The sequence below is a fragment of the Prescottella sp. GW823-FHT02E09 genome (assembly GCF_058797375.1).
This window is the reverse complement of the sequence record NZ_JBXAJP010000007.1, coordinates 125,783-151,743: the sequence shown is the minus strand read 5'-3', so window position 1 is coordinate 151,743 and position 25,961 is coordinate 125,783. Positions and strand designations below refer to the sequence as shown.

The 25,961-nt window shown below is 68.8% G+C and carries 24 protein-coding genes; 13 read left to right on the top strand and 11 right to left on the bottom strand.

What is annotated here, in order from left to right; all coding sequences use genetic code 11:
* Positions 1 to 11: 11 nt before the first annotated feature.
* Entirely contained in the window at positions 12 to 1,181 is a 1,170-nt protein-coding gene (locus AC1RIF_RS18985; protein WP_492602920.1) for a lysylphosphatidylglycerol synthase transmembrane domain-containing protein, read from the top strand.
* Positions 1,182 to 1,190: 9 nt separating this feature from the next.
* Here the strand turns inward: AC1RIF_RS18985 and AC1RIF_RS18980 are convergent, their stop codons facing one another.
* Entirely contained in the window at positions 1,191 to 1,874 is a 684-nt protein-coding gene (locus tag AC1RIF_RS18980; protein WP_492602919.1) for a FadR/GntR family transcriptional regulator, read from the bottom strand.
* A 165-nt stretch (positions 1,875 to 2,039) separates the two neighbouring features.
* Here AC1RIF_RS18980 and AC1RIF_RS18975 point away from each other — a divergent pair, with 165 nt between their 5' ends.
* From AC1RIF_RS18975 to AC1RIF_RS18965, 3 genes are all read left to right on the top strand, one after another.
* On the top strand, positions 2,040 to 3,749 hold the full coding sequence (locus AC1RIF_RS18975; protein ID WP_492602918.1) for a 2-isopropylmalate synthase: 1,710 nt from the start codon (positions 2,040 to 2,042) through the stop codon (positions 3,747 to 3,749).
* A 125-nt stretch (positions 3,750 to 3,874) separates the two neighbouring features.
* Positions 3,875 to 4,426: a YceI family protein gene (locus AC1RIF_RS18970; protein ID WP_492602917.1), complete on the top strand. Its 552-nt coding sequence runs from the start codon at positions 3,875 to 3,877 to the stop codon at positions 4,424 to 4,426.
* Between the two features lie 202 nt (positions 4,427 to 4,628).
* Positions 4,629 to 5,075 carry a hypothetical protein gene (locus tag AC1RIF_RS18965; protein WP_492602916.1) on the top strand — a complete coding sequence of 149 codons (447 nt, stop codon included), beginning with the start codon at positions 4,629 to 4,631 and terminating at the stop codon, positions 5,073 to 5,075.
* A gap of 14 nt (positions 5,076 to 5,089) precedes the next feature.
* Here AC1RIF_RS18965 and rox read toward each other — a convergent pair whose 3' ends face one another.
* Both rox and AC1RIF_RS18955 read right to left on the bottom strand, forming a co-directional pair.
* Positions 5,090 to 6,517: a rifampin monooxygenase gene (gene rox, locus AC1RIF_RS18960; RefSeq protein ID WP_492602915.1), complete on the bottom strand. Its 1,428-nt coding sequence runs from the start codon at positions 6,515 to 6,517 to the stop codon at positions 5,090 to 5,092.
* Between the two features lie 138 nt (positions 6,518 to 6,655).
* On the bottom strand, positions 6,656 to 8,821 hold the full coding sequence (locus AC1RIF_RS18955; protein ID WP_492602914.1) for a phosphocholine-specific phospholipase C: 2,166 nt from the start codon (positions 8,819 to 8,821) through the stop codon (positions 6,656 to 6,658).
* Between the two features lie 192 nt (positions 8,822 to 9,013).
* Here AC1RIF_RS18955 and AC1RIF_RS18950 point away from each other — a divergent pair, with 192 nt between their 5' ends.
* The 3 genes from AC1RIF_RS18950 to AC1RIF_RS18940 are packed head-to-tail and all read left to right on the top strand — an operon-like array spanning position 9,014 to position 11,379.
* Positions 9,014 to 9,442: a DoxX family protein gene (locus AC1RIF_RS18950; protein ID WP_492602913.1), complete on the top strand. Its 429-nt coding sequence runs from the start codon at positions 9,014 to 9,016 to the stop codon at positions 9,440 to 9,442.
* Between the two features lie 50 nt (positions 9,443 to 9,492).
* Positions 9,493 to 9,882: a DUF3054 domain-containing protein gene (locus AC1RIF_RS18945; protein WP_492602912.1), complete on the top strand. Its 390-nt coding sequence runs from the start codon at positions 9,493 to 9,495 to the stop codon at positions 9,880 to 9,882.
* Between the two features lie 24 nt (positions 9,883 to 9,906).
* On the top strand, positions 9,907 to 11,379 hold the full coding sequence (locus tag AC1RIF_RS18940; protein ID WP_492602911.1) for a peptide MFS transporter: 1,473 nt from the start codon (positions 9,907 to 9,909) through the stop codon (positions 11,377 to 11,379).
* Between the two features lie 656 nt (positions 11,380 to 12,035).
* Here the strand turns inward: AC1RIF_RS18940 and AC1RIF_RS18935 are convergent.
* Genes AC1RIF_RS18935 through AC1RIF_RS18920 form a run of 4 tightly spaced genes read right to left on the bottom strand, consistent with a single transcriptional unit; the run spans position 12,036 to position 15,640 of the window.
* Positions 12,036 to 12,635: a histidine phosphatase family protein gene (locus AC1RIF_RS18935; protein ID WP_492602910.1), complete on the bottom strand. Its 600-nt coding sequence runs from the start codon at positions 12,633 to 12,635 to the stop codon at positions 12,036 to 12,038.
* A 28-nt stretch (positions 12,636 to 12,663) separates the two neighbouring features.
* Positions 12,664 to 13,401 carry an SDR family NAD(P)-dependent oxidoreductase gene (locus tag AC1RIF_RS18930; RefSeq protein WP_492602909.1) on the bottom strand — a complete coding sequence of 246 codons (738 nt, stop codon included), beginning with the start codon at positions 13,399 to 13,401 and terminating at the stop codon, positions 12,664 to 12,666.
* On the bottom strand, positions 13,398 to 14,429 hold the full coding sequence (locus AC1RIF_RS18925; protein WP_492602908.1) for a phosphotransferase family protein: 1,032 nt from the start codon (positions 14,427 to 14,429) through the stop codon (positions 13,398 to 13,400). The genes AC1RIF_RS18930 and AC1RIF_RS18925 overlap by 4 nt, the downstream gene beginning before the upstream one ends.
* On the bottom strand, positions 14,426 to 15,640 hold the full coding sequence (locus AC1RIF_RS18920; RefSeq protein WP_492602907.1) for an acyl-CoA dehydrogenase family protein: 1,215 nt from the start codon (positions 15,638 to 15,640) through the stop codon (positions 14,426 to 14,428). Before AC1RIF_RS18920 ends, AC1RIF_RS18925 begins: the two co-directional genes overlap by 4 nt.
* Before the next feature lie 174 nt (positions 15,641 to 15,814).
* On the opposite strand from AC1RIF_RS18920, the gene AC1RIF_RS18915 reads away from it, so the two are divergent.
* A complete protein-coding gene (locus AC1RIF_RS18915; protein WP_492602906.1) occupies positions 15,815 to 16,873 on the top strand; it encodes a M48 family metallopeptidase in 1,059 nt (352 codons plus the stop codon).
* A 19-nt stretch (positions 16,874 to 16,892) separates the two neighbouring features.
* On the opposite strand, the gene AC1RIF_RS18910 is transcribed toward AC1RIF_RS18915, so the two are convergent.
* On the bottom strand, positions 16,893 to 17,504 hold the full coding sequence (locus tag AC1RIF_RS18910; protein WP_492602905.1) for a TetR/AcrR family transcriptional regulator: 612 nt from the start codon (positions 17,502 to 17,504) through the stop codon (positions 16,893 to 16,895).
* Positions 17,505 to 17,646: 142 nt separating this feature from the next.
* Here AC1RIF_RS18910 and AC1RIF_RS18905 point away from each other — a divergent pair, with 142 nt between their 5' ends.
* Positions 17,647 to 18,579, top strand: coding sequence for a VOC family protein (locus tag AC1RIF_RS18905; RefSeq protein ID WP_492602904.1), 933 nt, complete (start codon positions 17,647 to 17,649; stop codon positions 18,577 to 18,579).
* A 12-nt stretch (positions 18,580 to 18,591) separates the two neighbouring features.
* On the opposite strand, the gene AC1RIF_RS18900 is transcribed toward AC1RIF_RS18905, so the two are convergent.
* The 3 genes from AC1RIF_RS18900 to AC1RIF_RS18890 form a co-directional block, all read right to left on the bottom strand.
* Positions 18,592 to 19,056 (bottom strand): MarR family winged helix-turn-helix transcriptional regulator, encoded by a 465-nt coding sequence (locus AC1RIF_RS18900; RefSeq protein ID WP_492602903.1) that lies wholly within the window; start codon positions 19,054 to 19,056, stop codon positions 18,592 to 18,594.
* A 48-nt stretch (positions 19,057 to 19,104) separates the two neighbouring features.
* On the bottom strand, positions 19,105 to 20,787 hold the full coding sequence (locus tag AC1RIF_RS18895) for an NTF2-like N-terminal transpeptidase domain-containing protein (protein WP_492602902.1): 1,683 nt from the start codon (positions 20,785 to 20,787) through the stop codon (positions 19,105 to 19,107).
* Positions 20,788 to 20,928: 141 nt separating this feature from the next.
* Complete coding sequence (locus AC1RIF_RS18890) at positions 20,929 to 22,680, bottom strand: penicillin-binding transpeptidase domain-containing protein (RefSeq protein WP_492602901.1); 1,752 nt, start codon at positions 22,678 to 22,680, stop codon at positions 20,929 to 20,931.
* Between the two features lie 107 nt (positions 22,681 to 22,787).
* Here AC1RIF_RS18890 and abmR point away from each other — a divergent pair, with 107 nt between their 5' ends.
* The 4 genes from abmR to AC1RIF_RS18870 all read left to right on the top strand — a co-directional run bounded on the left by abmR (position 22,788) and on the right by AC1RIF_RS18870 (position 25,959).
* Entirely contained in the window at positions 22,788 to 23,363 is a 576-nt protein-coding gene (abmR, locus tag AC1RIF_RS18885; protein WP_492602900.1) for an ATP-binding transcription factor AbmR, read from the top strand.
* 75 nt (positions 23,364 to 23,438) lie between these two features.
* A complete protein-coding gene (locus tag AC1RIF_RS18880) occupies positions 23,439 to 23,729 on the top strand; it encodes a hypothetical protein (RefSeq protein ID WP_492602899.1) in 291 nt (96 codons plus the stop codon).
* Complete coding sequence (locus AC1RIF_RS18875) at positions 23,729 to 25,372, top strand: alpha/beta hydrolase (protein WP_492602898.1); 1,644 nt, start codon at positions 23,729 to 23,731, stop codon at positions 25,370 to 25,372. The genes AC1RIF_RS18880 and AC1RIF_RS18875 overlap by 1 nt, the downstream gene beginning before the upstream one ends.
* The gene (locus tag AC1RIF_RS18870) at positions 25,369 to 25,959 is read left to right on the top strand and encodes a hypothetical protein (RefSeq protein ID WP_492602897.1); all 591 of its coding nucleotides are present in this window, start codon (positions 25,369 to 25,371) and stop codon (positions 25,957 to 25,959) included. Before AC1RIF_RS18875 ends, AC1RIF_RS18870 begins: the two co-directional genes overlap by 4 nt.
* Positions 25,960 to 25,961: the final 2 nt, after the last annotated feature.

Here is a 25,961-nt window from a genome sequence, read left to right as displayed (position 1 = left end):
ACGCTGGGCTCGTGGCACAGCCGGAGCCCGACCCCCGAGGTGGCGACACGAGTCGGCCGCGCGGTCGTTTCTGGTGGGTCAAGTGGGTGGCCGGCGTCCTACTGCTGGCACTGCTGATCGGCGAGGGCATCTACCTGTGGCCGCGGCTGCACGAGTCGTGGCAGGCGCTGTCGGAGATCCATTGGGGCTGGCTGGCGCTGTGCATCGTCGCGCAGGCGGTGTCGCTCAGCGGCTACGGCCGAGTGCAGAAGCAACTGCTGCATGCCGGCGGCGTGGCGGTGAGCCAGCGCAAGTCCGTCGCGGTGATCTACGGGTCGACGGCTATGGCGTTGACGCTGCCCGCGGGGCAGGTCTTCTCCACGGCGTTCACCTACAAGGAGACCCGACGGTGGGGCGCCAGCCCGGTGGTGGCGTCGTGGCAGCTCGCGATCTCGGGCGTGATCGCCGCTGCGGGGCTCGCGCTCATCGGGGTGTCGGGTGCGCTGCTGGTCGGCGGGTCGGTGAGTCCGTTCACGCTCATCTTCTCGGTGGCCGGGCTGGTCGCGCTGCTGTACGCGGGCCGGTACGTCTCGGCGCATCCCGATTCGATCGGGGCTGCGGCGCGGTGGGTGCTGGTCAGGGTGAACCGACTCCGCGGCAAGCCTGCGGACACGGGCATGGACGCGGTGCGGACCACGATCGAGCAGCTCGACTCGGTCCAGCTGGGTAAGCGTGATGCGGCACTGACGTTGAGCTGGTCGGCGATCCATCGCATCGCGGACGTCGTGTGCCTGGGCGCGGCGTGCTTCGCGATCGGCGCCGAGCCGCTGCTCCCGGGGCTGCTGATCGCGTTCGCGGCGGGCAAGGCGGTCGCGACGATTCCGGGCGCGCCGGGCGGCCTGGTCTACGTAGATGCGACGCTGATCGCGACCCTCACCACCGCCGCGAGCATCAGCGCGTCGCAGGCAGTGGCGGCCGCGTTCGTCTACCGGGGCGTGAGCTTCATCCTCGTCGCGATCGTCGGCTGGATCGTCTTCCTGTTCCTCTTCCGGGATCGGCAGCACGAGGATTCCGGGTTCGACGCCGAACTCGAACAGCGCGACACTACGGCGTTGCCGGAGCGCGGTATCGCCACGGATCCGACGTCGTCGATTCGCGAACCGCACGTCGAGACGCCTCGGTCGCGGCCGCCCGGCGAGTGACCTCGGCCGTCAGCCGAGATCGGCGGCCATCGCCTCGAGGTGCGCGCGGCTGACCCGGACGGCCTCCTCGACGTCACCTGCCGCGATGGCGTCGACGAGAGCGAGGTGTTCGTCGGCGTTCGGCTCGGCGTGCCGATCCCGCAGCCCCAGCAGCCCGATCATGTCGACCAGCGCCTCGGCCAGACGCGGCGTGAACGTCTCGAACAGCTCCGTCAGCACCGGGTTGTGTGCGGCCACGACCACGGCGCGGTGGACCTCGATGTCGGCGTCGACGAACTCCCGGTCGGGTGCGTCGGCAGCGGCCGCACGCAGGTCCAGGGCCCGGCGCATCACCACGATGTCGGCGGCGGTGGCGCGCGAGGCCGCGAGCCGGGCGGCCTCCACCTCGATCGCGGTGCGCACCTCGACGACGGCGGCGATCGCCTCGGTCCGCACCACCGCCTCCCAGCCGTCGGCCTCGGGTTCGAGACGTTCGACGAACACCCCTGAGCCCTGCTTCGGCCGCAGCATCCCCTGCCCGGCGAGCATCCGAAGTGCCTCGCGGACCGTGGACCGTCCGATGCCGAGTTCGGCCGCCAGCGTGGTCTCGCCGGGCAGCTTCGTGCCGATCGCCCACTCCCCCGCCTGCAGCCGGCGTCGTAGCTGGTCAGCTGCCTGATCGGCGAGCAGGCTTCGGCTCAGTGGGGCAGCCAATCAAACTCCTCAGGTTGTCAGACAAGTTGTTCTGGTCTAGCTTAGCCTGCATGACTGATCGCGGACTGCTCCTCGGCTGCCGCGGCGGGGTCTGACCGGACCGGCACCCCGCCGCGGGGTTCCGTCGCGCCGGTCGACCGATTCGATCCGCACAGGAGTCCCGCCATGAACTGGAATCGCCAGCGCCCGTCGTCCATGCCCAGCCACCGCTACCGCCCGTACACCGAGCGGGTCCCGGTGCCGCTCACCGAACGTCACTGGCCCACCGCCCGCACCACCGTCGCGCCGCTCTGGGTGCCGGTCGACCTGCGCGACGGCAACCAGGCCCTCGCCGAACCGATGGATCCGGCCCGCAAGCGACGCTTCTTCGACCTCATGGTCGCCATGGGCTACAAGGAGATCGAGGTCGGCTACCCGTCGGCGAGCCAGACCGACTTCGACTTCGTCCGCGATCTGGCCGAGCAGTCCCTGGTGCCCGACGATGTCACGATCGTCGTGTTCACCGCGGCCCGAACGGATCTGATCGAGCGCACCTTCGAGTCGGTGCGCGGACTGCCGAACGTCGTGCTGCACATGTACACCGCGACGGCCCCCACGTGGCGCGACGTCGTACTGAGCCACGACCGGGACGCGCTGCACCGCTTGATCTTCGACGCCGCCCAGGACGTGGCCCGCTGCGGCGAGAACCAGCCGGGAGTGCGGTACGAGTTCTCGCCGGAGGTGTTCAACCTGACCGAACCCGACTACGTGCTGCAGGTGTGCGACAGCCTCACCGAGCTGTGGGATGCTTCGCCGGATCGCCCCGTGATTCACAATCTGCCTGCGACGGTGGAGATCTCGACACCCAACGTGTACGCCGACCAGATCGAGTACATGCACCGGAACCTGGCGCGGCGCGACTCGGTGATCCTGTCGGTGCACCCGCACAACGACCGGGGCACCGGGGTGGCGTGCGCGGAACTGGCCGTGCTGGCCGGCGCGCAACGCGTGGAGGGCTGCCTGTTCGGCAACGGCGAGCGCACCGGCAACGTCGATCTGGTGACGCTCGCCCTGAACCTGCACGCGCAGGGCGTCGATCCGATGATCGACTTCTCCGACATCGATGCCGTGAAGCGAACGGTGGAGTACTGCAACCGGATCGACGTGCACGAGCGGCACCCGTACGGCGGCGACCTGGTGTACACCGCGTTCTCGGGCACCCACCAGGACGCGATCAAGAAGGGGTTCGCGCACCACTACGCGGCGGCCGAGGCGGCCGAGATCGACCCGGGCCAAGCGCCGTGGGACGTGCCGTATCTGCCGATCGATCCACGCGACGTGGGACGCGACTACGAGGCGGTGATCCGCGTGAACAGCCAGTCGGGCAAGGGCGGGATCGCGTACCTGCTGCAGACGGGATACGGCATCGACCTGCCGCGACCGCTGCAGATCGACTTCGCGAAGCGCGTCCAGCGGGCCACCGACGACAGCGGTGCAGAGATCACCGCGGAGCAGCTGTGGGAACTGCTGCACACCGAGTACGGCTTCGGAGGGAAGCTCGGCCAGTGGTCGATCGAGCACCACGAGGGCGGCGACCACCTGCGGGTGCGGGCCGAATTCGACGGGTCCACCGTGACCGGCGAGGCCTCGGGCAGTGGGCCGGTCGAGGCGCTCACCCGAATCCTGGCCGCGCACGGCCGCACCGTGGAGGTGCTCTCGCTCGGGCAGGAGTCGGTGGGTTCGGGCAGCGACAGCCGAGCCGTCACCTTCGCCCAGTGCAGCAACGGCGACGGGACGACGCGCTGGGGTGTCGGCTTCGACCAGTCGGTGACGGCGTCCGCGCTGCGTGCCGTGCTGGCGGCAGCTACCGGCACGAACACTCCGCGACCGAGGTGACCGTGTGCCCGAGGCCCCGGACGCGACTGTGACCGGCCTCACGTCCACTTGCGGAATGCGTGAACCGCTGCCACCGTTGTAACCACAGTCTTTGAAGTTTCAACTACTTGCATTCGGGAGCACACATGACCACCGCCATCGCCCTGCCCAACCTGTCCGCCGGCACCTGGGCCATCGACCAGACCCACTCGACCGTCGGATTCATGGTCCGCCACTTGGTGGTCAGCAAGGTCCGTGGCACGTTCAACGACTTCAGCGGTTCCATCACGGTCGCCGAGGACGGCACCCCGTCCGTGCAGGCCGAGATCCAGGTCGCATCCATCGACACCAACAACGAGCAGCGCGACGGCCACATCAAGTCGGCCGACTTCTTCGACGTCGAGCAGTTCCCGACCGCGAAGTTCGTCTCCACCGCCGTTCGCCCGGCCGGCTCGAACTTCGTCGTCGAGGGCGAGTTCACGCTCCACGGTGTCACCAAGCCCGTCGAGCTGGCGCTCGAGTTCCTCGGTGTCAACCCGGGCATGGGCAACGGTCCGGTCGCCGGATTCGAGGCCTCGACCACGATCAACCGCAAGGACTTCGGCATCAGCATCGAGATGCCGCTCGAGGGTGGCGGCGCCGTCGTCGGCGACAAGATCGCCATCAACCTCGAGATCGAGGCCGGCCTCCAGGCCTGATCTCCCCCATACGACGCACCCGCTGCGGCCACCTCCCCCGGTCGCAGCGGGTGCGTTTTCCATGCGGTTCAGCGGACATGGGCGGCGTCATGAGGCAGAGTTCGGACCGATGAGTTTTCCACCGTCGGCCGGTCTACCCGAGTGAACCGCCGATCGCCGTGTGCACTGGGGTGCCACGTCGCTCGACCACGAAAGGACCTCCATGACAGTGACAACCGAGACCATGCGCCCGTTCGAGACCATCATCGGACGGTGGAAGACCTCGGGCACCGTGCTCGACGAGGACGGGAAGGCTGTCTCGAGGATCGACGGCACCGACGAGTACGAATGGATGCCCGGCGGGAGATGGATCGTCCATCGTGTGGACGTGATGATGGGCGACGACCACGTGCATGCGCTGGAGCTCATCGGCGAGCACGACGCGGTGACCGACACGTACGCCATGCGTGCGTTCGACGGCTCCGGCGCGTACGGCACGATGACCGCGCACCTGAACGCGGACGGGTCCTGGACGTTCCGTGGGGACGGGATGCGCAGCACCCTGTGGCCGTCCACGGACCGATCGTCCATGACGGCGCGGTGGGAACGGCAGGACGACTCCGGCAGCTGGATCCGATGGATGGACATGCGTTTCGTCGCGACGACATAGCGGTTCGCCGGAGTTCAGTCGCCCGGTATCCCGAACCAGCGCAGCAGGTGGTCGGCGAGGTCCCGCTGCTCGTCACCGACCCACGCCACGTGCCCGTCCGGCCGCAGCAGCACGGCGGGCACGTCCAGTTCTGCGTCGACGTCGACGACGTGGTCGACCCGATCGGCCCAGCCCGCCACCGAAAGGCGGCCGGTCCGGTCGAGCAACAGGCCGCGTCCGCCGTGCATCAGCTCGTAGAGCCGACCCTGCGCCATCGGCACGTCCCGCAGCCTCCGGCCGACCAGTTCGTGTCCGTCGCCGAGGTCGTAGCGGACGCCGATCGCGGTGATCTTCTCGATCAGGTACCGGTTCACCTCGTCGAACTCGATCAGCTCCGCGACCAGCCGCCGGACCGCCCGGGCGCCGGGCTCGAGAGACAGCAGTTCCATCTGCGCGCGGGTGTTGTCGAGCACCGCGGCGGCCACCGGATGCCGTTCGTCGTGGTAGCTGTCGAGCAGCCCCTCCGGCGCCCAGCCGTCCACCTCGGCGGCCAGTTTCCAGCCGAGGTCGAACGCGTCCTGGATGCCGAGGTTGAGTCCCTGCCCGCCGGTCGGCGGGTGGATGTGGGCCGCGTCGCCGGCGAGCAGCGCCCGGCCGCTCCGGTAGCGCTCGGCCAGGCGTGTGGCGTCGCCGAATCGGGAGAGCCAACGCGGTGAGTGCACGCCGAAGTCGGTTCCGGCAATGGTGTGCAACTGCCCTCGGAAGTCTTCGAGCGTCGGCGCGGCATCGCGGTCGTCGGCGACGCCGGCGGCGGGAACGATGACTCGGTACAGCCCGTCCTCGAGTGGCATGAAGCCGAATCGCTTGTGGGTCTTGCGAATCTCGGCCACCGCGGCGGTCAGCGTCTCGGGCGGCACGGACACCGCCATCTCCCCCAGCAGCGTCTCGACCCTGCTGGGCTCTCCGGGGAAGCCGACGCCGAGCAGTCTGCGCACCGTGCTGCGGCCGCCGTCGCAGCCGACGACATACCGTGAGCGCAGGCGTGTCCCGTCGGCCAGTTCGACGGTCACGCCGTCGTCGTCCTGACCGAGTCCGACCAGTTCGCAGCCGCGTCGGATCTCGGCGCCGAGCTCCGACGCCCGTTCGGCCAGGATGCGATCGGTGACGGGCTGCGGAATGCCGAGGACGTAGGAGTGGGCGGTGTCCAGATCGCCGGGCCACTTGTCGCTCAGTCCCGCGAAGAACCCGCCGACGGTGAACTGCTTGCCGTGTGCGAGAAACCGCTCCAGCAGACCGCGCTGGTCCATGATTTCGATACTGCGCACGTGCAGACCGAGCGCCCGGACGAATGCGGCCGGCTCCGGCTGCTTCTCCACCACGAGCGTGTGCACGCCGTGCAGTCGCAACTCTGCGGCGAGCATCAGACCGGTCGGCCCGGCCCCGGCAATGATCACGTCGAACATGTTTCCCCCTCCGCCGTTTACGTTTCCGGCGGACGATTCTGCGACACGACCGGGGTCTTGCCACAAGGCCCCCACTGCGTTATACGTTGAAAGTGGAGAGGATTCGATATCGATCCCGTTCCCGACTTCCCGTGTGACCTACGACCCGAGGCCTGACGTCGGCAGGCCCACCGAACCGGTTGCGGGCGGCTGCGGCAGCAGGGTCAGGTCCCCGGTCGCGGCGACCTCGACCGGTTCCTGGCTGACGCTCTCCGATCCGTTCTCGATGTGTCCCATCCATCGGCGTCGGTAGGACGGGTCCTCGGCGATCGTGAGGGCGGCGTCGTACCACCCCCGTCGTGACGTGACGGTCCAGGAGCGTTCCGCACCCGCCGCGAGCACGACGGAGGTGCCGTCGAACGTTGCCGTGACACCGGCGGGGCCGGAGTTGGCCGCGGTCACCCGCAGTGTTCGCCCGGAGGCGTCGACCGACGTGACCACCTGCACCGCCGCGCCGGGTCCGCCCAACGATCCGCCGAACTCACGGCGGAAACCGTTGGGGCCCAGGATTGTCAGGTCGTAGCGCTCTCCCGGGACCGGGACGGTGTCGGCGCGGTCGCCGAGCACGTCGTAGTGCCGGGGCAGCTCGAACTCGCCCGCGTACGGGTACAGCGCCAGATGCGCACTCTCGGCACCCGTGTTGCGCATCCGAACCGACACCTCCCGCGATCCGGCGTCGAACACGGCGTCAGCGTCGGGCTGATACGGCAGCGCGCGAGCGGGGCGGGTTCCACTCTCCTGCAGAGGCATTCGCTGCTTCTCCGGCGGTGCCGGCTTCCAGCGCGGGGTGAGCGGCGGCGCGGGCGGCGGTGGGGTCAGCGGCGGCCGGACCCGCGGGTTGTCGAAGTCGAACGCCGACGTCAGGTCGCCCGCGACGGTACGCCGCCACCCGCCGATCTCCGGCTGCGTGAACCCGAAGCGCCGTTCCAGGAACTGGGTGACCGACGTGTGGTCGAACACCTGCGAACACACGTACCCGCCGACCGTCCACGGCGAGATCACCGTCATCGGCACCCGCGGCCCGAGGCCCAGTGGCTTGTCGCCCACGTACTCGTCGGCGACGTCCCGCGGGGGCAGCGGCGGAGGCACGTGGTCGTAGTAGCCGTCGTTCTCGTCGAAGTTGAGCAGGACCACCGTCCTCGCCCAGGTGTCGGGGTCGGAGGCGATCGCATCGAGCACCTTGTAGACCAGCGTGGCACTCGCGGCCGGCGACGACCCCATGGGATGTTCGGAGTCGACGGTCGACGGCACCAGGTACGACACCTGCGGCAGTGTGCCGGCCTCGACGTCGGCGCGGAACACGTCGGCGAGGGTGCCGGGCCGCTCGCGGCGCAGCGCCCGCTCGTACAGTCGGCGGTCCGATGCGTCGAGTCGCGCCACCCCCTCGTCGAGGCACCCCGACAGCAGGTTCTGCACGTCCGTCGGCAGCAGCGGTAACGCGACGTACAGCGCGGCGAGCGTCGGGAACTGGTAGGGCACCAGCACGGGATGCCCGAGCAGCGCGTGCACGATCCGTTTGAACCGCACGAAGTACTCGAGGTTGTTGTCGGTGAAGTTGTCCCACTCCTGATACGTCCGCCAGCTCACCCCTGCCGTCTCGAGCCGTTCCGGCACCGTCGTCCACGTGTAGCCGCCGTGCCACGGCATGTACGAGTCGTTGGTGACCGCGCGGGAACCGTCGGCCTCGAATCCGGTGTAGCCACTGATCCAGTAGTTGCGGTTGGGCGCGGTCGAGGTGGGCACCGAGCAGTGGTAGGCGTCGCACACCGTGAAGGACTCGGCGAGCTCGAACTGGAACGGGATGTCGAGCCGGTCGTAGTGCGCCATCGTCGCGGCGGTCTTGGCGGGGATCCAGCCGTCGTGCCAGCCGCCCGCGACGGCGGCCTGCCCACCGGCCCACTCGTGGTCGAGCGCGTCCACGTTCTGGGTGTCCATCCGCTGCGCGTCCGCGGCGTCCCGGATCGGATACGGCACCACCACGGAGTCCCGGTCGGGCTGCTCGTACACGGTCCGTCCCGTCCGCAGTGTCAGCGCGTTGGGGTCGCCGAAGCCACGAACGCCCCGAAGGGTGCCGAAGTAGTGGTCGAAGGCGCGGTTCTCCTGCATCAGCAGCACCACGTGTTCGATCGACTCCAGCCCACCCGGTGGAACCGGCGAGGCGAGGGCAGCCTGCAGCGACGGCGGCAGGAGCGATCCCACCGCGGCAGCGCCGACGGCGCCCGCGCCCAGTCTCACGAACCGGCGACGGGACATCTCGAACGTCACAGAACCTCCTGAGCAGGCGAATCGGACGCGGTTGGGCGGAGGCTATCGAAGCCGTGTGCGGTTCGGAGCCGAATCGACTGGTTCCGCGACGCGTTCGCGATGAGTTCGCGATGAGTTTCGGGCGGAGGTCCGGTCTGTAGGGCAAAGGCTCCGCGCATCCGGCGCGGGACGTCCCGACGAACGGAGCTCGCCATGACCGCCGCAGTCCCCCACACCCGCACCGCCCCCGCCGCCACCGTGTCGTCGCGGGCCCGCGTCGTCGGGCTCGTCGTCACTGCTCTGGTGGTGGCATTTCTGCTGTTCGACGCCGGCATCCACCTCGCGAACATCGAGCCGGTCCGCGATTCGATGGCGGAGTACGGCTTCCCCGACTACGCGCCCTACGTGATGGGCGTGGTGATGCTCGTGTGCCTGGCGCTGTATCTGGTACCGGTCACGTCGATTCTCGGCGCCGTGCTGCTCACCGGATATCTCGGTGGGGCGGTTGCGTGCAACATCCTCACCGAGCAGCCGCTGCTGTCGACGATCCTGTCCCCGGTGTACGTCGGAATCTTCGTGTGGGGCGGGCTGTACCTGCGTGATGCGCGGGTCCGCGCGATCATGCCGCTCGTCCGCGGCTGATTCCTCAGGGTCCGGCATGACGGATCTCGCGTCGGCATAGGCTGGTCGTCGTGAAGAAGTTGGTCTCCGCCGCCGTAGTCGACATCGTGCTGGTCCTCGGGTTCGCCGCGGCGGGCCGCAGCAGTCACGAGGAAGCCGTTCTCAGCGGGTTGCTCACCACGGCGTGGCCGTTCCTGGCCGGTCTGGCCGCCGGATGGCTGATCACGTTCCTGCTCTACCGCGACAAGTTCGACGCGACTCTGGCGTTCCCCACCGGCGTCATCGTGTGGGTGTCGACGCTGGTGCTCGGCATGCTGCTGCGCGTGGTCAGCGATCAGGGCACCGCGTTCTCGTTCATCCTCGTCGCCGCGTCGTTCCTGGCGCTGTTCCTCATCGGCTGGCGAGCGATCTACCAAACAGTCAGGCGACGTCGCAGCCAGGCTGACTCCGAGGCTGCGTGACGCACGGATGAATCAGAGGCCCCGATGAGTTCGAAGGTCGAACCGCATTCCGGAAGAACCGAATCCGATCACGGGTTCTTCGGACAACCGTTCGCGTTGGCCAACCTTTTCGGCGTGGAGATGTGGGAACGCTTCTCCTTCTACGGCATGCAGGGCATCCTGCTGTACTACCTGTACTACGCGGCGGACCAGGGCGGGCTGGGCCTCGACGAAGGCGCCGCGACGAGCATCGTCGGCGCCTACGGCGGCACCGTCTATCTGTCGACGATCGTCGGCGCGTGGATCGCGGACCGACTACTGGGGTCGGAGCGGACGCTCTTCTACAGCGCGTGCCTGATCATGTCGGGCCACATCAGCCTGGCGCTCATCCCGGGACTCGCCGGGGTCGGTGTCGGGCTCGTACTGATCGCGTTCGGCAGCGGCGGGCTCAAAGCGAACGCCACTTCTCTCGTCGGCGATCTGTACGCCCCGGACGACGAGCGCCGGGATGCGGGGTTCTCGATCTTCTACATGGGCATCAACCTGGGTGGGCTGGTCGGCCCGCTGCTGACCGGCTGGGCGCAGAAGAACTGGGGGTTCCATGTCGGCTTCGCGCTCGCCGCGGTGGGCATGGCGCTCGGCCTGATCCAGTACACGTTGGGGCGCAAGCACCTGCACGGGATCGGCGCCAGCGCACCCAATCCCCTGCCCGCGGCCGACCGCCCGCGGGTGATGGTGCTGAGCATCGTGGCCGTCGTCGTCGTCGCGATCCTGTCGGTGACGGGCGTGATCAAGACCGGCAACCTGTCGGAGATCGTCGTCGCACTCACGATCGTCGCGGCCGTCGCCTACTTCGCCGTGATCCTCACGAGCAGTCGGATCACCGGCACCGAACGCAGCCGGGTGCTCGCGTTCATCCCGATGTTCATCGCCAGCGCAGCGTTCTGGTCGCTGTTCCAGCAGCAGTTCACAACGGTGGCGATCTACGCCGACAAGAGACTGGACCGCAACCTGTTCGGTTGGGAGTTCCCGCCCACCTGGGTGCAGTCGATCAACCCGGTGTTCATCATCGTCTTTGCCGGGGTGTTCGCCGCGGCGTGGACCAAACTCGGCTCCAGGCAGCCGTCGTCGCCGATCAAGTTCGCGCTCGGCACCGGCATCATGGGCGTCGCGTTCCTGTGCTTCATCCCGATGTCCGGCGGAGGCCCCAACAGCGCACCGCTACTCGGCCTCGCCGGCATCCTGCTGCTGTTCACCTTCGCCGAACTGCTGCTGTCCCCCGTCGGACTGTCCCTGTCCACCAAGCTGGCCCCGGCGGTGTTCCACACTCAGATGGTGGCTCTGTTCTTCCTGTCGGTGGCCCTCGGTTCGAGTCTCGCCGGCACACTGTCGGGCTACTACGACGAGAGCAACGAGATCCCGTACTTCGCCACGGTGGGACTGGCGTCCATCGGCACCGGAGTCCTCCTGGCGATCCTGTCGCCCTGGATCCGAAAGCTGATGCGCGGCGTGCACTGACCGCGGCCGTCCGGCCTCAGCGGGTTCTGTGGGTTCGATTTCCACGCAGTACCATTCGACGCTCTCATCTCGACCTGGGTCGAATGTCTGCACCCGTTCCCACTGCGACACGGACCGGAATCTCAGCGGTCCGTACCGCAGACTGGCTCCGTCGTACCAGCCGGGCCGCGTAGGCGGCCGGTAGGACCGGACCAGGACTCCGATGCGGATGATGCGGCCTCGAACCCGCGAGTTCAGCCGGGTCGTCGCCCAGGCGTAACGGTCGAACAGCAGGGTCCCGGACAGCAGCGCCGCTGATCCCGCCCCGCCCCGGGCATCCGCCAACGCCGATCCCAGTGCCCCCAGGTCGAGGACACAATGTCGGTCGTCACTGTCCCCGACGACGACTGCCACGTCGGTGGAGAGGATCTCGCTGGGCAGCGGGCTGTCTTGGATCTCGGTGCCCGCGTCGAACCAGATCGCCGAACCCTCGATCGCGTCGCCGACACGGAGTCGGTCGTAGCCGGGTTCGAGATCGACGAGCATCCACAGGGTCCGACGTGCGTCGGTTGTCATCATCGCTCCCCGCGCACTGGGAGGATCCGACGGTCGAAGCCGTCGGGCGCGGGGTCACCTGCGCTCGACCATACACCCGGCGGACGTGCTTCGGAATCGTGTCAGCGGACGAGGAGATCGCGAACGTGCGCCGTCTCGTTCACCGAGGCGACCCGACGGGAACCGTTGCGGGAGACGAGTACGCGGCTGACCGACACGTAGTCGAGCGGAAAGGTCAGCGGCAACGCCAGTCCGAGAATCTGCTGCAGGACGATGTTGACGACACCGCCGTGCGCGACGATCACGACGGTGTCCTCGTGGCCGGACTGCGCGACGACGGCGTCGGTCGCCCCCAGCACGCGACGGCGGAAGGCGCCCTCGTCGACGAACTCGGGCAGCAGACCGCTTCGAATGCGCTCGTAGGCCTCCGGCATGTGCTCGCGGGCCTCGTGGATGGGGATGTAGTGGTCCTGATCGAAGTCGTACTCGGCCAGGCGCTGGTCGATCACGGGCGTCGATGCCCACTCCGCCGCGAGCGGTGCCGCCGTGTCGATGGCGCGCCGCTGCGGACTGACGACGATGCGGGCGACCTTGCAGTCCGCGAGCGCGTCCGGGAGGCGGCGCGCCTGGCGGCGGCCGTGTGCGGTCAGGCCGGGGTCGGCGCGCCCCTCGCCGGCGACGACGTGCTCGGGGAGCGCGTGCCGGACGAGGATCAACTGCACGACCGGCCCCCGGGATCGGTACAGATACTCACGCCTCGTACCCCGACGTACCCGCCCGGCTGAGGACCATCTTCGACAGCACCGCCCGGTCCGACAGTCGCAGTACCGCGTCGACCAGTTCGACGACGTCGTTCACCGTCAGCATCGTCTCGGCGGGGATGCGGTCCTTGGTCCACTCCGACATGTCGGTGTCGACGTAGGCCGGGGCGATCGCGGTCCCGGCGATCCCGTTGCCGGACTCCTCCAGGTTGAGGGTCTCGACGAGCGAGATCAGCGCGGCCTTGGTCGCGCCGTACACGGCGAGGTTCGCTTCCGCGTACACGCCCGTGATGGACGAGACCGCAACGACTTTCGCACCACGGCCCGGATTGTCGGCAGCACTCTTGCGCAGCAACGGCACCGACCGTTGCATCAGCGCGAACGGGGCCGCGAAGTTGACGGCGACGGTCTTGTCGAACCGCCGCATCGGAAAGTCGGCGACGGGCCCCGCGGTACCCACGCCGGCGTTGAGAACGAGTGCGCGCATCGTTCCGAACCGGTCCTCGTGGGCCGCGGCGATCGACGCGGCCGCATCGGGATCGGCCATGTCCGCGGCGACGGCCACGACGTCGGGCGCCCCCGCGGCCCGCAGGTCCGCGGCGACCGCGTCGAGGCGCGACCGGTCACGCGCGGTGACGGTGAGCGCGTAGCCCTGTCCCGCGAGACGGTGCGCGATGCCCAACCCGATGCCGCGGGACGCTCCGGTGATCAGTGCGCTGTTCGTCATCGATGTCCCTCTCCCAGGGCCGCGAGCCCGGCCGCGACCAGTGGCGGTACGGCCTCGTGCGCCTGTGCGAATCCTTCTCCTGTGGTGGCACCCTCGCGGTGACGGTGCGTGATGCCCTCGGCGATCACCGCGAGCTTGAAGTTCGCGAGCCCCAGATAGAACGACCAGTGGTCGACGGCCCGGCCGCTCGCGGTGGCGTACTTCTGTGCGATGTCGTCGATGGACGGCAGTCTCGCGCTCGTCCACGCGGCGGGCTCGCCGAGGATGACGTCCAGCGCGGGATGCCGGTAGACGCACATCTGGGCCAGGTCGGAGAGCGGGTCGCCGAGGGTCGACATCTCCCAGTCCACGACCGCCACCACCCGTCCGGGGTCGTCGGTGGCGACGAGGGTGTTGTCGATCCGGTAGTCGCCGTGCACGATCGCGGTCTGCGACGTGGCGGGGATCCCGTCCGCGAGCAGACCGTGCAACCGCTCCAGGTCCGGCAGTTCGCGCGTCTTGACCCGCTCCCACTGCCGCGCCCACAGTGCTACCTGACGGGTGAGGTACCCGTCGGGTCGACCGAAATTCTCGAGCCCCACCGCCCGATGGTCCACCTCGTGCAGCGCCGCCAGCACCCGCACCAGTTCGTCGGTGCACGAGGCGATCTCGGCGTCGGTCAGGGCGTCGAGGTCGTCGACGGTCCGGATCACCCGGCCGTCCACGAAACCGGTGACCGCGAAGGGTGCGCCCATCACCGACTCGTCCTCGCACAGCACGACGGTGGGTGCCACCGGCACCGGCGAGTCCTGCAGCGCGGCGCACACGCGGTACTCCCGCGCGACGTCGTGCGCCGACGGCGTCAGGCCCGCAGTCGGTGGACGTCGCAGCACCCACTGCGACGCGTCGTCGAACACACGGTAGGTGAGGTTCGACTTGCCGCCGGAGATCAGTTCGGCGGCAAGCTCACCGGCGGTGGGCACCCCGGAATCGACGAAGAACCGTTGCAGCGCATCCAGGTCCAGCCCGTCGAGTCGCGCGGCGGTCACGCTCGACCCTCTCCGCGGGCGGTGCGCTTCGCCTTGCCCACGACGCGCTTGGCCAGTGCCCAGCGGTGCACCTCGGACGGACCGTCGTAGACCCGGAACGGTCGCACCTCGCGGGACAGGCGGGCCAGCGGCAGGTCTCCGGACACTCCCATGCCGCCGCACATCTGGATCGAGCGGTCCACGATCCGGAAGATCGCCTCGGACCCGAAGGCCTTCGCGATCGAGGTCGAGTCCGACGCGGTCTCCCCGCGGTCGAGTTCCCAGCACGCGCGGACCAGCAGGGACCGCGTGGCGGCGATGTCGATCTCGTTGTCGGCGACCATCTTCTGGATCATCCCGAGATCGCCGAGCCGCGATCCGAAGCCCTCCCGCGTCGCCACGTACCCGACCGCGACGTCGTGCCCGCGGCGCGCCGCCCCCAGCCACCGCATCACGTGCGTCATGCGGGCGGGCCCGAGTCGGACCTGCGCGTAGGCGAAGCCCTCGTCGACGGCGCCCAGGACAGCCTCGTCGGGCACGAACAGGTCCTCGAAGAACACCTCGCAGTGGCCACCGATCATCGCGCGGTCGAGCGTGTCGATGTGCCGCCCCACTCGGATGCCCGGCGCGGAGGCGGGCGCGAGGAACATCGTCGCGCCGCCGCGGTCACCCGGCGTCCCGGAGGTACGGGCCATGATGATGAAGAAGCCGGCGCCGTCCGCGCCGGTGATGAACCACTTGTGGCCGTTGATCTTCCAACCGCCCGGGGCCTTCTCCGCGCGCGTCGTCAACGCGGCGGGGTCGGAGCCCGCACCGGGAGCGGGTTCGGTCATCGCGAACGCCGAGCGCACCTCACCGCGGGCGAGCGGCCCCAGGTACTGTTCCTTCTGCGCGGCGTCGGCGACGTGGGCGAGCAGGTGCACGTTGCCCTCGTCCGGAGCCCCGATGTTCAGGGCCGTCGGCCCGAACAGCGAGTACCCGGCCGCCTCGAACACCGGTGCGCGATCGCTCATGTCCAGCCCCAGGCCGCCGTACTCGACGGGCGCGTGCGGGGCGAGCAGCCCTCGCCCCTTCGCCTCGGCCTGGAGTTCGACCCGCAGCGTGTCGCCTCCCGCCGCGGCGACGTCGCCGCCGTGGGCGTCCTCGATCGGCAGGACCACGTCCCGCACGAAATCGGTGGTGCGCTCGACGAGCGCGTCCACCTCGGGCGAGTACGACAGATCAACAGCCACGCCACACCTCCGACTAGCGGCTACCACTTCCTACCGAGCGATCGCTCGGTCGGTCTGGAGTACCGTCGCACAGCGGCAACTTCCCGTCAAGCCCCGCGCCGAACGTCGTGCCGCGAACCAGACAAACCGGCCAGTCGCTACTGTGGTGGCAACCATCGACTAGGGGAGGACGATGTGACCACCAGCCCGGATCGCACACGAATCGAGTTTCCCGGCATCAGCTCGCGCGCCTGGGAGCACCCGGCAGACCGCGCGGCGCTCGTCACGCTCCGCACGCTGAAAGGGTTCGACACGATCCTGCGGACCGTGTCGGGGCTGCTGCGCGAGCGTCAGCACCGCCTGATGTACCTCGCGACCTCGATACGCGTCGACCAGCGCCAGTTCCCCGACCTCGACGATCTGTTGCGCGACTGCGTGCAGATCCTCGGGGCGGACGAGACCCCCGAACTGTTCGTCTTCCAGTCCCCCGCGGTCAACTCGTTCACGATCGGCATGGACAAGCCGTTCATCGTGGTGACCACCGGGCTGCTCGACGTCATGAACTACGAGGAACAGCGCTTCGTCATCGGCCACGAGCTGGGTCACGCACTGTCCGGGCACGCGGTGTACCGCACCATCCTGCTGCACCTGATGCGGCTGGCCGGCACCATCGGCTGGGTGCCGGTCGGCGGTTGGGCCCTGCGAGCGATCATCGCCGGGCTGATGGAGTGGCAGCGCAAGTCGGAGCTGTCGGGGGATCGGGCCGGCCTGCTGTGCAGCCAGGACGTGCACACCGCGTTGCGGGTCCAGATGAAGCTGGCCGGCGGTTCGCGGGTCAGCGAGATCGACCCCGACGCCTTCCTCGCGCAGGCCGCCGAGTACGACGCGAGCGGCGACCTGCGCGACGGTGTCCTCAAGCTGCTGAACATCGAACTGCTGTCCCACCCGTTCTCGGTGCTCCGGGCGGCCGAACTGAAGCGGTGGGTGGACGACGGCGAGTACGCGCAGGTTCTGCGCGGCGAGTACCCGCACCGATCGACGGACGACGATGCCCGGATCGGCGACGAGTTCCGCAATGCCGCCAAGACCTACAAGCAGAACTTCGACCAGTCCGACGACCCGCTGATCCGCGTCCTGCGCGACGTCGGCAGCGGGCTCGGCGAGGCCGTCGGCGCCGTCGGGCACGGCGTCGGCGAGGTCGCGGCCGACATCAAGGAACGATTCTCACACTGGCGCAGGAACTCCGGCGACTGAGGAACGCCGGCCGCGACGGTCACACCGCGCCGACCGCGCCCCGCGCGATCACGAGGTACCGCTCCACCACCTCGTCAGGGCTGAGTGAACCGTCGGGCCGGTACCAGCTGGCGACGGCGACACAGAGCGTCGCGACGGCGCGGCTCGCATCGCCGGGGTAGGGCGTGTGGAAGTCGCCGGCCTGCACCCCGGCCAGGACGATGGCGTCGAGCATGCGCTGCTGCTCGTCGCGCATCGCGATGTACTCCGCGCGACCCACCGGCTCCATGCTGCGCATCTCGGTGGAGGCGACGAACGCCTGCGCCCGCCGGAACATGTGGAAGCGCAACAGCGATTCGACGACGGCGTCGAACTGCTCACGCGGCAACGGTCCCGCCTGGGCGAGCGCCAGGCGGCTGCGGTCGAGCAGGTCCGCCATGATCACCTGCGTCAGCGCCACGAGCATCGACTGCTTGGACGGGTAGTGGTGGTACAGCCCGGGCACCGACAGTCCGGCCCGGGCGGCGATCTCACGAATCGACGATCCCTCATAGCCGCGCTCGGCGAACAGCTCCAGTGCCGCCGCGAGCGGGCCGGGCAGCGCCGCGTCCCCGTAGTGCCGCCACGATCCCGCTGCCACGTCCGATGTCATGCCCCCACCGTATTCACGACGGCATGCGGTGCGCGACTCCGCCTGCGTCGAAACCTCAAATATTCATTGGCCTTGCCAATTATTGGGTAGCGTGTGTAACTTCGGGTCAACCCACTTCCGACACCCCGAAGGAGATCGGCCGATGATCCAGGAACTGTCGTACATCGGAATCGCGTCACCGAGATCGGAGGACTGGCGCGCTTACGGCACCCGACAGCTCGGCGCGATGCTCGCCGACGACGGACCCGACGGCGCGGTCCGGCTTGCAGTGGACGACGTCAACTACCGCATCGCGGTCCACCACGGCGAGCAGGACGAATTCCTCTACGCCGGTTGGGGAATGGCGAACGAGACCGACCTGCGAGCCTTCGTCGAGAACCTCGAGACCCGCGGTGTCCACGTGCACACCGCTGACGCTGCCCTGCTGGCCGAGCGACAGGTCGCCGAGCTGTCGTGGTTCGAGGATCCGTGGGGGATCCGGCACGAGCTGTCATGGGGCAAGCTTGCGACCCCGCTGTCGTTCACCCCGGGACGCACCATGCGTGGGGGCTTCGTCACCGGCGATCAGGGCCTGGGACACGTCGTGTTCCAGGTACCGGATCTCGACGAGGCCAACCGGTTCTACGTCGATGTCCTCGGCTTCCGCCTGTCGGACCGCATCGCCACCGATCGATACACGGTGCGCTTCTACCACGTCAACGGCCGCCACCACTCGCTCGCGCTCGCGGAACTACCGGGGTATGTCGGGTTCAACCACCTCATGCTCGAGGTCGAGAACTTCGACGATCTCGGCGCCGCGATCGACCTGCTCGACGAGACGGGTACGGAGTTGGTGCAGACACTCGGCCGGCACACGAACGACCTCATGACGTCGATCTACATCAGTTCACCGTCGAGCCTGCAGATCGAGTACGGCCACGGCGGCCTCGTCGTCGACGACCTGAGTTGGACTGCCCGCACGTACGACCGACCGAGTTACTGGGGACATCGGCGGCCGGCGTCGAGCCGTTCCCGCGTCCCAGGCATCGTCCGCCCCGTCGACGAACCGGCCGGCGCGAACGCCGCGACTCCGTGAGCCCGGGAAGGCTCAGTCGCGGCAGCCGGAAGGCTCCTCCAGGCGCGAGATCCGTTCGACCGCATCACCGAGACGAGCACGGTGGCTCGGGGACAGTCCGCCGAACACCGTCTCCTCGACCTCGTCGAGTGCCCGATCGGCGTCGACCAATGTCGCACGCCCCCTGTCCGTGATCGAGACGATCTGCCGACGACGATCCTCGGGATCGCGCTCCCGGACAATGTCCTGCGACTTCTGCAGGCCGTCCAGGTACGCGACGATGTCCCCGGGGTCCAGAACCACCCGCGCAGCAAGTTCCTTCTGGTGGCACGGACCCAATTCGTTCAGGATGCTGAGAATCGCGTGCTGATTGGGCAGCAGGCCCACCTCGGACAGCTTGGCGACGTAGAACTGCCGCACTTTCAGTGCCGACTTCACGAACACGTATCCGAGCCTGTCCGCGAGCGGCGGCGTCTCGGAGCGGCGTGGGGAGGGCATGGGGCGAGTATAGAGAGCAGAGCGACCATCCCCATCGGCCCGTTTCATTCACTTCTCGATGGGCTTGGCCATTTCCCTCATGAGCAGGTCGGTCATCTTCAGCGCCCGATCGCCGCCGTCGGCGTCGGCGACGAACACCGCGAAGGCCAGGTCGCCGCGGGAGCCGAAGAACCACCGATCGCTGTCGTTGCCGGATGCCATCCCGATCAGGTCGGGGTACTGCTCGAGGAACGACGCCGGCCCGGTCTGGACGTTGTCACGCATCGCGTTCCGCAACTGGTCGCCGACATGCGCGGGCAGCGCATCCTCGGCGTTCTTCGCGGTGGCCTGCTGGCCCTCGACGATCATCGGCATCGGGGCGCTACCGCGGGCAACCGACGCTGCCATCATCGCGAGGCCGAAGGGACTGACCTGGGGCTCCGACCCGTTCCTCGACTTCATCACCTGGTCGACGCCCGACTGCGACGCGGTGAGCACCGCGGTCTCCGGGTCGAGGCCGGGCATCTCGTAGTTCAGGCCGATGCCGAGCTGCCGCCCGGCGCGCTCGAGGTCGTCCTCACTCACGTCCTTGGGGGCGACCCCTGCCTGCAGCGCGGCGGCCTGGCGGACCAGATCCACCGAGTTGCCGGCCGGGTACAGGCTCGAGAAGGCGATCGGCCCCTGCTCGATCGCCTGATTGTTCTGTGCGGCAACGACGACCGCACCGGTGGACGGCCGGATCGCGACGATCACGGAGGGCGTTCCGGCGCTGACGACGGCGTTCTCCGCCGCCAGCTGCAGCTGGGAGTCGAGGGTGGCCTTGATGTCGGGCCCGGGAGGACCCTGGTAGCCCACTTGCTGCTGCATCGCCCCGTCCGGCTCGACGACATTGACCGCCCAACCGGCGGTGGCGTCGCGGTTCGCCTGCCACACCGTCCGCAGCGGGTCGAGGAGCGGTGTCACGATCCGGCGGTCGGTGGTGATCAGCTTGGGCTGCTTGTCGACGATGACGCCCGGGATACCTTGCAGGTCACGTTCGAGATACTGGAAGTCCTGGTCGCGTAACAGCACCGCGACCACCTTCTCCCCAGGCTTCGCTGCGAGGTCCTTGCGCATCACGTCTGCGGTCACGAGCGGGGCAACCGGCTCGAGCGCCTTCGCCAACCGATCCGTCGTCGCGACGGGGTCGGGCATCGAGGACGGATCGAGCGTGATCGCGTTGATTGCCTGTTCCGCCATCAAGGGGTTACCTGCGCCGTCGAGCACGCGCGGCGGCGCGGCATCGGTGCGGTCGTACCGGAGCGTTCGCCCGTGCCCGAGCGCCGGCGCGAGCAGGGTCGGATCCCACGAGACCCGCCAGCCCACGGAGAGCTTCCGGACTCCGCCGTCGACGTAGTAACTCCAGTCCTTGCCCTCACCGAAGTTCCAGGCGGAATCGATGGTGAAGAAGCCGGAATCGCCGTTGAGTTCCATGAACTGCGCGAGGGTCCACTGGGATTCCTTCGCGTCGAGTCCGTCGAACATCTGCTGGATGGATTCCTCGGCCGCGTTCGGATAGGACGTCAACGACGCTGCGGCAGAGGCGTCCCGGTCGTTCAATGCCTGGACGAAACCGGTGACCACCGACTGCGCGCTCGCGTCGGACTTCTGTCCCACACAGGACACGAGCGCGACGGCCAGGACGGCAACGAGGCCGAGCGGCAGGGCGATCGCACAGCTACGCCGTAGGCGGGGCGAGGCTCGGAAACCCATGGCAACAATCCTCCCGTTTGTCACATGCGTAACAAGCACGGATCGCCTACGAAGAAGTCACGATTGCGCCACTGGCGCTCGGTGCCTATATCTCTCCGTGACCACGCGAGTCCGACTCGTGACCTACCCGACCCGGTGGACCTACCGCAGGAAACGACCGGCGGCATCCAGCGCGGGCCCCGAACTCTCCGCTCCCGCAACGAAAACCGCGAAAGCGAGGTCGTTGTCGATGCCCACGAACCATCCGTGTGAGCCTGTGCCATCACCGTACTCCGCCGTGCCGGTCTTGCCCTCGAGGTTCGGGAGATCGGCCAGAACCTTCGCGGTCCCGTCCGTGACCGTCTCCCTCATCATCGCCCGGAGGTCGTCGTCGACGGTCGTGGGTACCGGCGCGACGGTGCGGTCGGCGGTACCGGGCTGCCCGGCGATGAGCATCGGCGCCGGCGTGGAACCGTGGGCGATCGACGCAGCGACCAGCGCCATCCCGAACGGTGACGCCGTCACCCTCCCCTGGCCGATCGCCGACTCGACGCGCTCGGCCGGGGTGTCGGCGGAGGGCACCGTCCCGGTGACGGTGGTGAGCCCGGGCGTCGCGTAGTCCACTCCCAGACCGAACTGCAGTGCGGCCTGCTGCAGCGCATCCGGTGGCAGCGAGACGGCCAACCGCGCCATCGTCGTGTTGCACGAGTGCGCGAACGCCGAATGCAGTGGGACCGACCCCAGATCGAAGTTGTCGTCGTTGGGAATCTGCCGGCCCTCGACATTCTCGGTGCCCGGGCAGGGCAACACGGTGTCGGGCGTGACCGTCCCGGCCTGCAGCGCGGCCGACGTCGTCACGGTCTTGAACGTGGAGCCGGGCGGGTACAGCCCGGTGAGTGCGATCGCTCCCTGCGCGTCGGCCGCGCCGTTCTGGGCGACCGCGAGCACCGCCCCGGTGGAGGGCCGCAGTGCCACGATCGCGGCCGGTTGCGGCACGCCCGCGAGCGCGTCCTCGGCCGCGGTCTGCAACGCCAGGTCCAGTGTCGTGTCGATCGTCGGTGCCGGTGTCGCATCCTGGCCCGCAAGCCGACGCGCCGACCCGTCGGGGCCGACCATCTGCACCGCCCACCCGGCCGAGGCGTCCTGGCCCTCCTGCCACACGTTCGCGAGATCGGCGAACACCGGCGACGCGAGCGCCCGGTCGACGGTGAGCAGGCGCGTCTGCTGGACCAGGTCCACGCCCGGGATCGCGGACAGTCGCTCCCGGATGGGGGCAATGTCGGATTCCCGCAACGTGATTACGGTGGTCGACTCACCGTCGGCCTTCGCGAGGTCGCCGCGCAGCGATTCCGCGCTGATCGTCGGCACGATCGGTGTGAGCAACGGCGCCACCGCCGTCGGGTCGGCCGTCGGCTGCAGATTCACGAGGGTGACCACCTGCTCGGTCATGATCGGCCGGCCGTCGGTGGCCCGAATCTCCGGCGGCTTGCCGGTGGTCGGGGTGAAGTGGACGGCCGAATCGGCCCCCAGGTCCGGGACGAGCAGCGCGGGAGACCACGAGAGTTTCTGTTGCCCATTCACATTCACGAGCGTTCCGCTGGTGGAGTAGGTCCAGTCCCGTCCGTCGCCGAAATCCCAGTCGGCGTCGAGCGTGAACGCGTCGCCGCCCGTCGAGACGGTGAAGGAGTGTCCCTGCGCGCCGAGCCCGTCGAACATCGCGGTGATCGCGGCGGACGCGGCGGCGGGATCGCTGGTGAGGTCCGCGGCCTCCTGCACGTTGCCGCTCGCGAGCGCGTCGGCGAACTGCCGCTCCGGAGACGGCGCGTCGCTGCCTCCGCATCCCGTCAACACGAGGGCGGACACCGCCACCAGCGCGGTCAGTGACGTTCGGGGGCGCGAGGGCAATACGGACATGCCCCGATGATGCCCCAGAAACCGACCTCGTGGACGGTGGCACACCTCCGCGAACGGAGTAATCATGTAATCAGTGCAGCAGAACGATCGACCCGAGGAGGACGATCATGAGGAGAGCACACGGCCACGGCGGATTCGGACCCGGTGGCCGCAGATTCGGAAGACCCGGTGGCTGGCAGCAGGCCGACGCCCCGGACGCCTCGGACGCCGTCGACTGGTTCGCCGGACGGCTCCCGGACGACTGGTTCGTCGGGCCCGCGACCGTCGAGGTGGACCGCGAGGAGATCGTCGTGACCGGCGAACTGGCCGCCGAGGAGACCGAGAACTCCGCAGCCGCCGAGGAGGGCCGCGTCGCCCGGTTCCGGGAGTCGACCCGGCCCGCACGCATGCAGATCGCGGACGAGGCCGAGGCCCGGTACGGGCGCAAGGTCGCGTGGGCAGTCACGATCGGTGATCAGCGAATCCTGTTCACGCATTTGGCCGTTCCGGTGATGACGAGACTGCGTCAGCCCGAGCGGAAAGTACTCGACACGCTCGTCGACGCGGGTGTCGCGCGGTCGCGGGCCGATGCACTTGCGTGGACCGTCAAGCTCGCGGGGCAGCACGCGGAGGAGTGGCTCGCCGAACTGCGGGAGGCGATGCGCAAGGTCGACGACCTCAGATCGGAGGGGCCGCAGATCTAGCCGGGGTGCGCTCGCTGCCCTCGGCACCGGATTCGGCGGTGTTAATGTGTCGCTTGATTCGTAACCGGGGGGATTATGAGCGAGCCTTTACAGGTCGACGTCGATGCGCTGCGGGGACTGGCGAAGTCCCTGCGCGACATCTCCGCCGACATCGGTGCCATCGGTGTGCCCACAACCACCGAGATGCCGGGTTTCCGGATCGAGGCCGCCGCACGCGATGCGGAGGCCGCTGTTCTCGATGCCTATCGCGGGCTCGGCGAGAGCATCCGTTCCATGGCCGAGACCGCCGACGCGAACGCGACCGGTTACGAGGCCGCCGAGCACGCCTTCCGTGAGCAACTCTCCCGCTACGAGGCGGGCCGTTGATGCTGATCAGCCAGGTCCGGTCGGCCCGACCGGAATCCATGGTCGCGTTCGCGGACGCGCTCGGGCGGACCAACATGACCTTCGTCGACGCGCTGACGGCCGTCGACCGTTCGGTCCACGAGGTCGAGTCCCGGTGGCAGGGCGACGCGGCCACCGCGGCAGCGCTGCGTGCCGTGTCCGAGCGGATGGTCGGCACCCACGTCGAGACGGCCGTCGCGGATCTGGCGGGCCCGTTCGCCGACTTCGGGCTCCGGCTCGAGGACACGAAGACGAGTCTCCTCACGGTCGTCGACCGGGAGGCGCCGGCGGCCGGGATGGCCGTGGCCGACGACGGGTCCGTCACCGCCCCGACGCTGTACGGACCGGACGCCGTAGCGGTCGGCATCGCACAGCGCGCGCTCGACGACGCGGCCGGGTGGTTCGGCTCCCGCATCCGCGAACTCCTGACCCAGGTGGACACGCTCGACGCCGAGGCCACGGCCGCAATCGGCGATGCGGTCGCCCAGCTGTCCCAGCTGCGTCGATCACCGGACGGCGGTCCGATCGGCGGCGTCGTCAGCGACATCAACTCGGGCGAGTCCTCACTGCCGACGGATCCACGTCAGCTGCAAGACCTTTGGCAACATCTCACGCCGGCGGAAAAGGACGCGCTCTACGATCACGACCGATTCATCGGCAACCGGGACGGCATCCCCCACATCGATCGCGACCATTACAACCGCCAGAACCTCGGCGAGATGCAGACAGCCGCGCAACGAGAACTCGACCGGATACTGAACGCTCCCGACGCACTGTATCCCGATCCGGACGACCGGGATCGGGCCGTCGACGACGCCCGCTCGACACTGTCGGATCTCGAGACCGTCGTCGGCCAGGTGGACGCCGAGACCGAGCCTCCGCGTTACCTCACGCTCATCGACGACCACGGCCGTGCCGCCGTCGCGATCAACAACCCGGACACCGCCGACAACGTGGCGACCTTCGTCCCGGGGACCGGCGCCAACCTGGGCGATCTGCCGAACGGTGTGAATCGCTCGCTCGCGATGTACGACGCCGCAGTCGCCGCGGACTACACGAAACAGCATTCGGTGATCAGCTGGTACGGCTACGACGCACCCCAGAACGCGTTCACCCAGTCTCCCCTCGAGCGGTATGCGGATGCCGCGGCGGAGCCGCTGGACCGATTCCAGGACGGGCTGCGCGCCACACACGAGGGTGCCGCCGCCTCATCCAACACCGTGATCGGACACAGCTACGGCACGACGGTGATCGGGCACGCGGCCAGCGACGGCCACACCCTCGACGCCGATCGGATCCTGCTGGTCGCGAGCCCGGGTATCGGCGTCTTCGAGGCAAACGATCTGTCGCTCACCGGGGTCGATCCGGGTGCGACCGGCGACCGTGTGTTCGCGACGACCAACGCCCACGATCCGATCCGGTTCACGCCCGTCCAGGTGCATCTGACGCAACCGATCGACGACGATTTCGGTGCCCGCGTGTTCACGGCGGACGAGGATTCGAAGGGCCCGTGGTGGATGGCGGGGGCCGACCTGGACCTGCACAGCACGTATTGGGACAGCGACAACCCCGCGTTGTCCAAAATGGGGCAGGTCATCGCAGGGAAGGGAGACGAGGTCGCGTGAGACTGTGCACCGGCATCGCCGCCGTCGTCGTGGCGGCAGCGGTCCTGACGACCGGCCTCACGGCGTGCTCGAGCAAGCCCGGGGCCGCCATCGTCACCCCGACCACCCAGGAGGCAGACAGCATGAGTCCACCGCTCACCGAGGCCGATGCGCGGGCCGCCATCGAGAACCATCTCTCCGGGACGCTGGCGGCCCTGCCCGCACAGATCTCCTTCTCTCTGCAGAACCCCTTCGCCGCGCACGCGAGGCTCTCGGGCGGCGGCAGTGTCCCGTGCGACGATGCGGCCTCCGGCCCCGACGCAGATCTGACGTTCGGCGTCACCTACTGGGTGATCGGAGTACCGGAGTCCGAGACCGGGCGGTATCTGGACGTCTTCGCCGACGCGTGGCAGCACCAGGGATGGAGCCCGCTCGTGAACGCCGGCGACAGACCCGGGCGCCTGGTTCGCGCCCTCGCCCCGGACGGCTACAGGTTCGCGGTGACCGACAACGGTCAGGGCATTCTGACGATCGCCGCAACATCACCGTGTTTCCCCGGCGGGACCCGCGACGGGGGATCGATGCCCACCGACATAACCAATCCGTGACC

Coding starts and splice junctions, on each gene's coding strand:
- AC1RIF_RS18975 (WP_492602918.1), top strand. CDS start 2,040: ATGAACTGGAATCGCCAGCGCCCGTCGTCCATGCCCAGCCACCGCTAC.
- AC1RIF_RS18970 (WP_492602917.1), top strand. CDS start 3,875: ATGACCACCGCCATCGCCCTGCCCAACCTGTCCGCCGGCACCTGGGCC.
- AC1RIF_RS18965 (WP_492602916.1), top strand. CDS start 4,629: ATGACAGTGACAACCGAGACCATGCGCCCGTTCGAGACCATCATCGGA.
- rox (WP_492602915.1), bottom strand. CDS start 6,517: ATGTTCGACGTGATCATTGCCGGGGCCGGGCCGACCGGTCTGATGCTC.
- AC1RIF_RS18950 (WP_492602913.1), top strand. CDS start 9,014: ATGACCGCCGCAGTCCCCCACACCCGCACCGCCCCCGCCGCCACCGTG.
- AC1RIF_RS18940 (WP_492602911.1), top strand. CDS start 9,907: ATGAGTTCGAAGGTCGAACCGCATTCCGGAAGAACCGAATCCGATCAC.
- AC1RIF_RS18930 (WP_492602909.1), bottom strand. CDS start 13,401: ATGACGAACAGCGCACTGATCACCGGAGCGTCCCGCGGCATCGGGTTG.
- AC1RIF_RS18910 (WP_492602905.1), bottom strand. CDS start 17,504: ATGACATCGGACGTGGCAGCGGGATCGTGGCGGCACTACGGGGACGCG.
- AC1RIF_RS18905 (WP_492602904.1), top strand. CDS start 17,647: ATGATCCAGGAACTGTCGTACATCGGAATCGCGTCACCGAGATCGGAG.
- AC1RIF_RS18900 (WP_492602903.1), bottom strand. CDS start 19,056: ATGCCCTCCCCACGCCGCTCCGAGACGCCGCCGCTCGCGGACAGGCTC.
- AC1RIF_RS18895 (WP_492602902.1), bottom strand. CDS start 20,787: ATGGGTTTCCGAGCCTCGCCCCGCCTACGGCGTAGCTGTGCGATCGCC.
- AC1RIF_RS18890 (WP_492602901.1), bottom strand. CDS start 22,680: ATGTCCGTATTGCCCTCGCGCCCCCGAACGTCACTGACCGCGCTGGTG.
- abmR (WP_492602900.1), top strand. CDS start 22,788: ATGAGGAGAGCACACGGCCACGGCGGATTCGGACCCGGTGGCCGCAGA.
- AC1RIF_RS18880 (WP_492602899.1), top strand. CDS start 23,439: ATGAGCGAGCCTTTACAGGTCGACGTCGATGCGCTGCGGGGACTGGCG.
- AC1RIF_RS18875 (WP_492602898.1), top strand. CDS start 23,729: ATGCTGATCAGCCAGGTCCGGTCGGCCCGACCGGAATCCATGGTCGCG.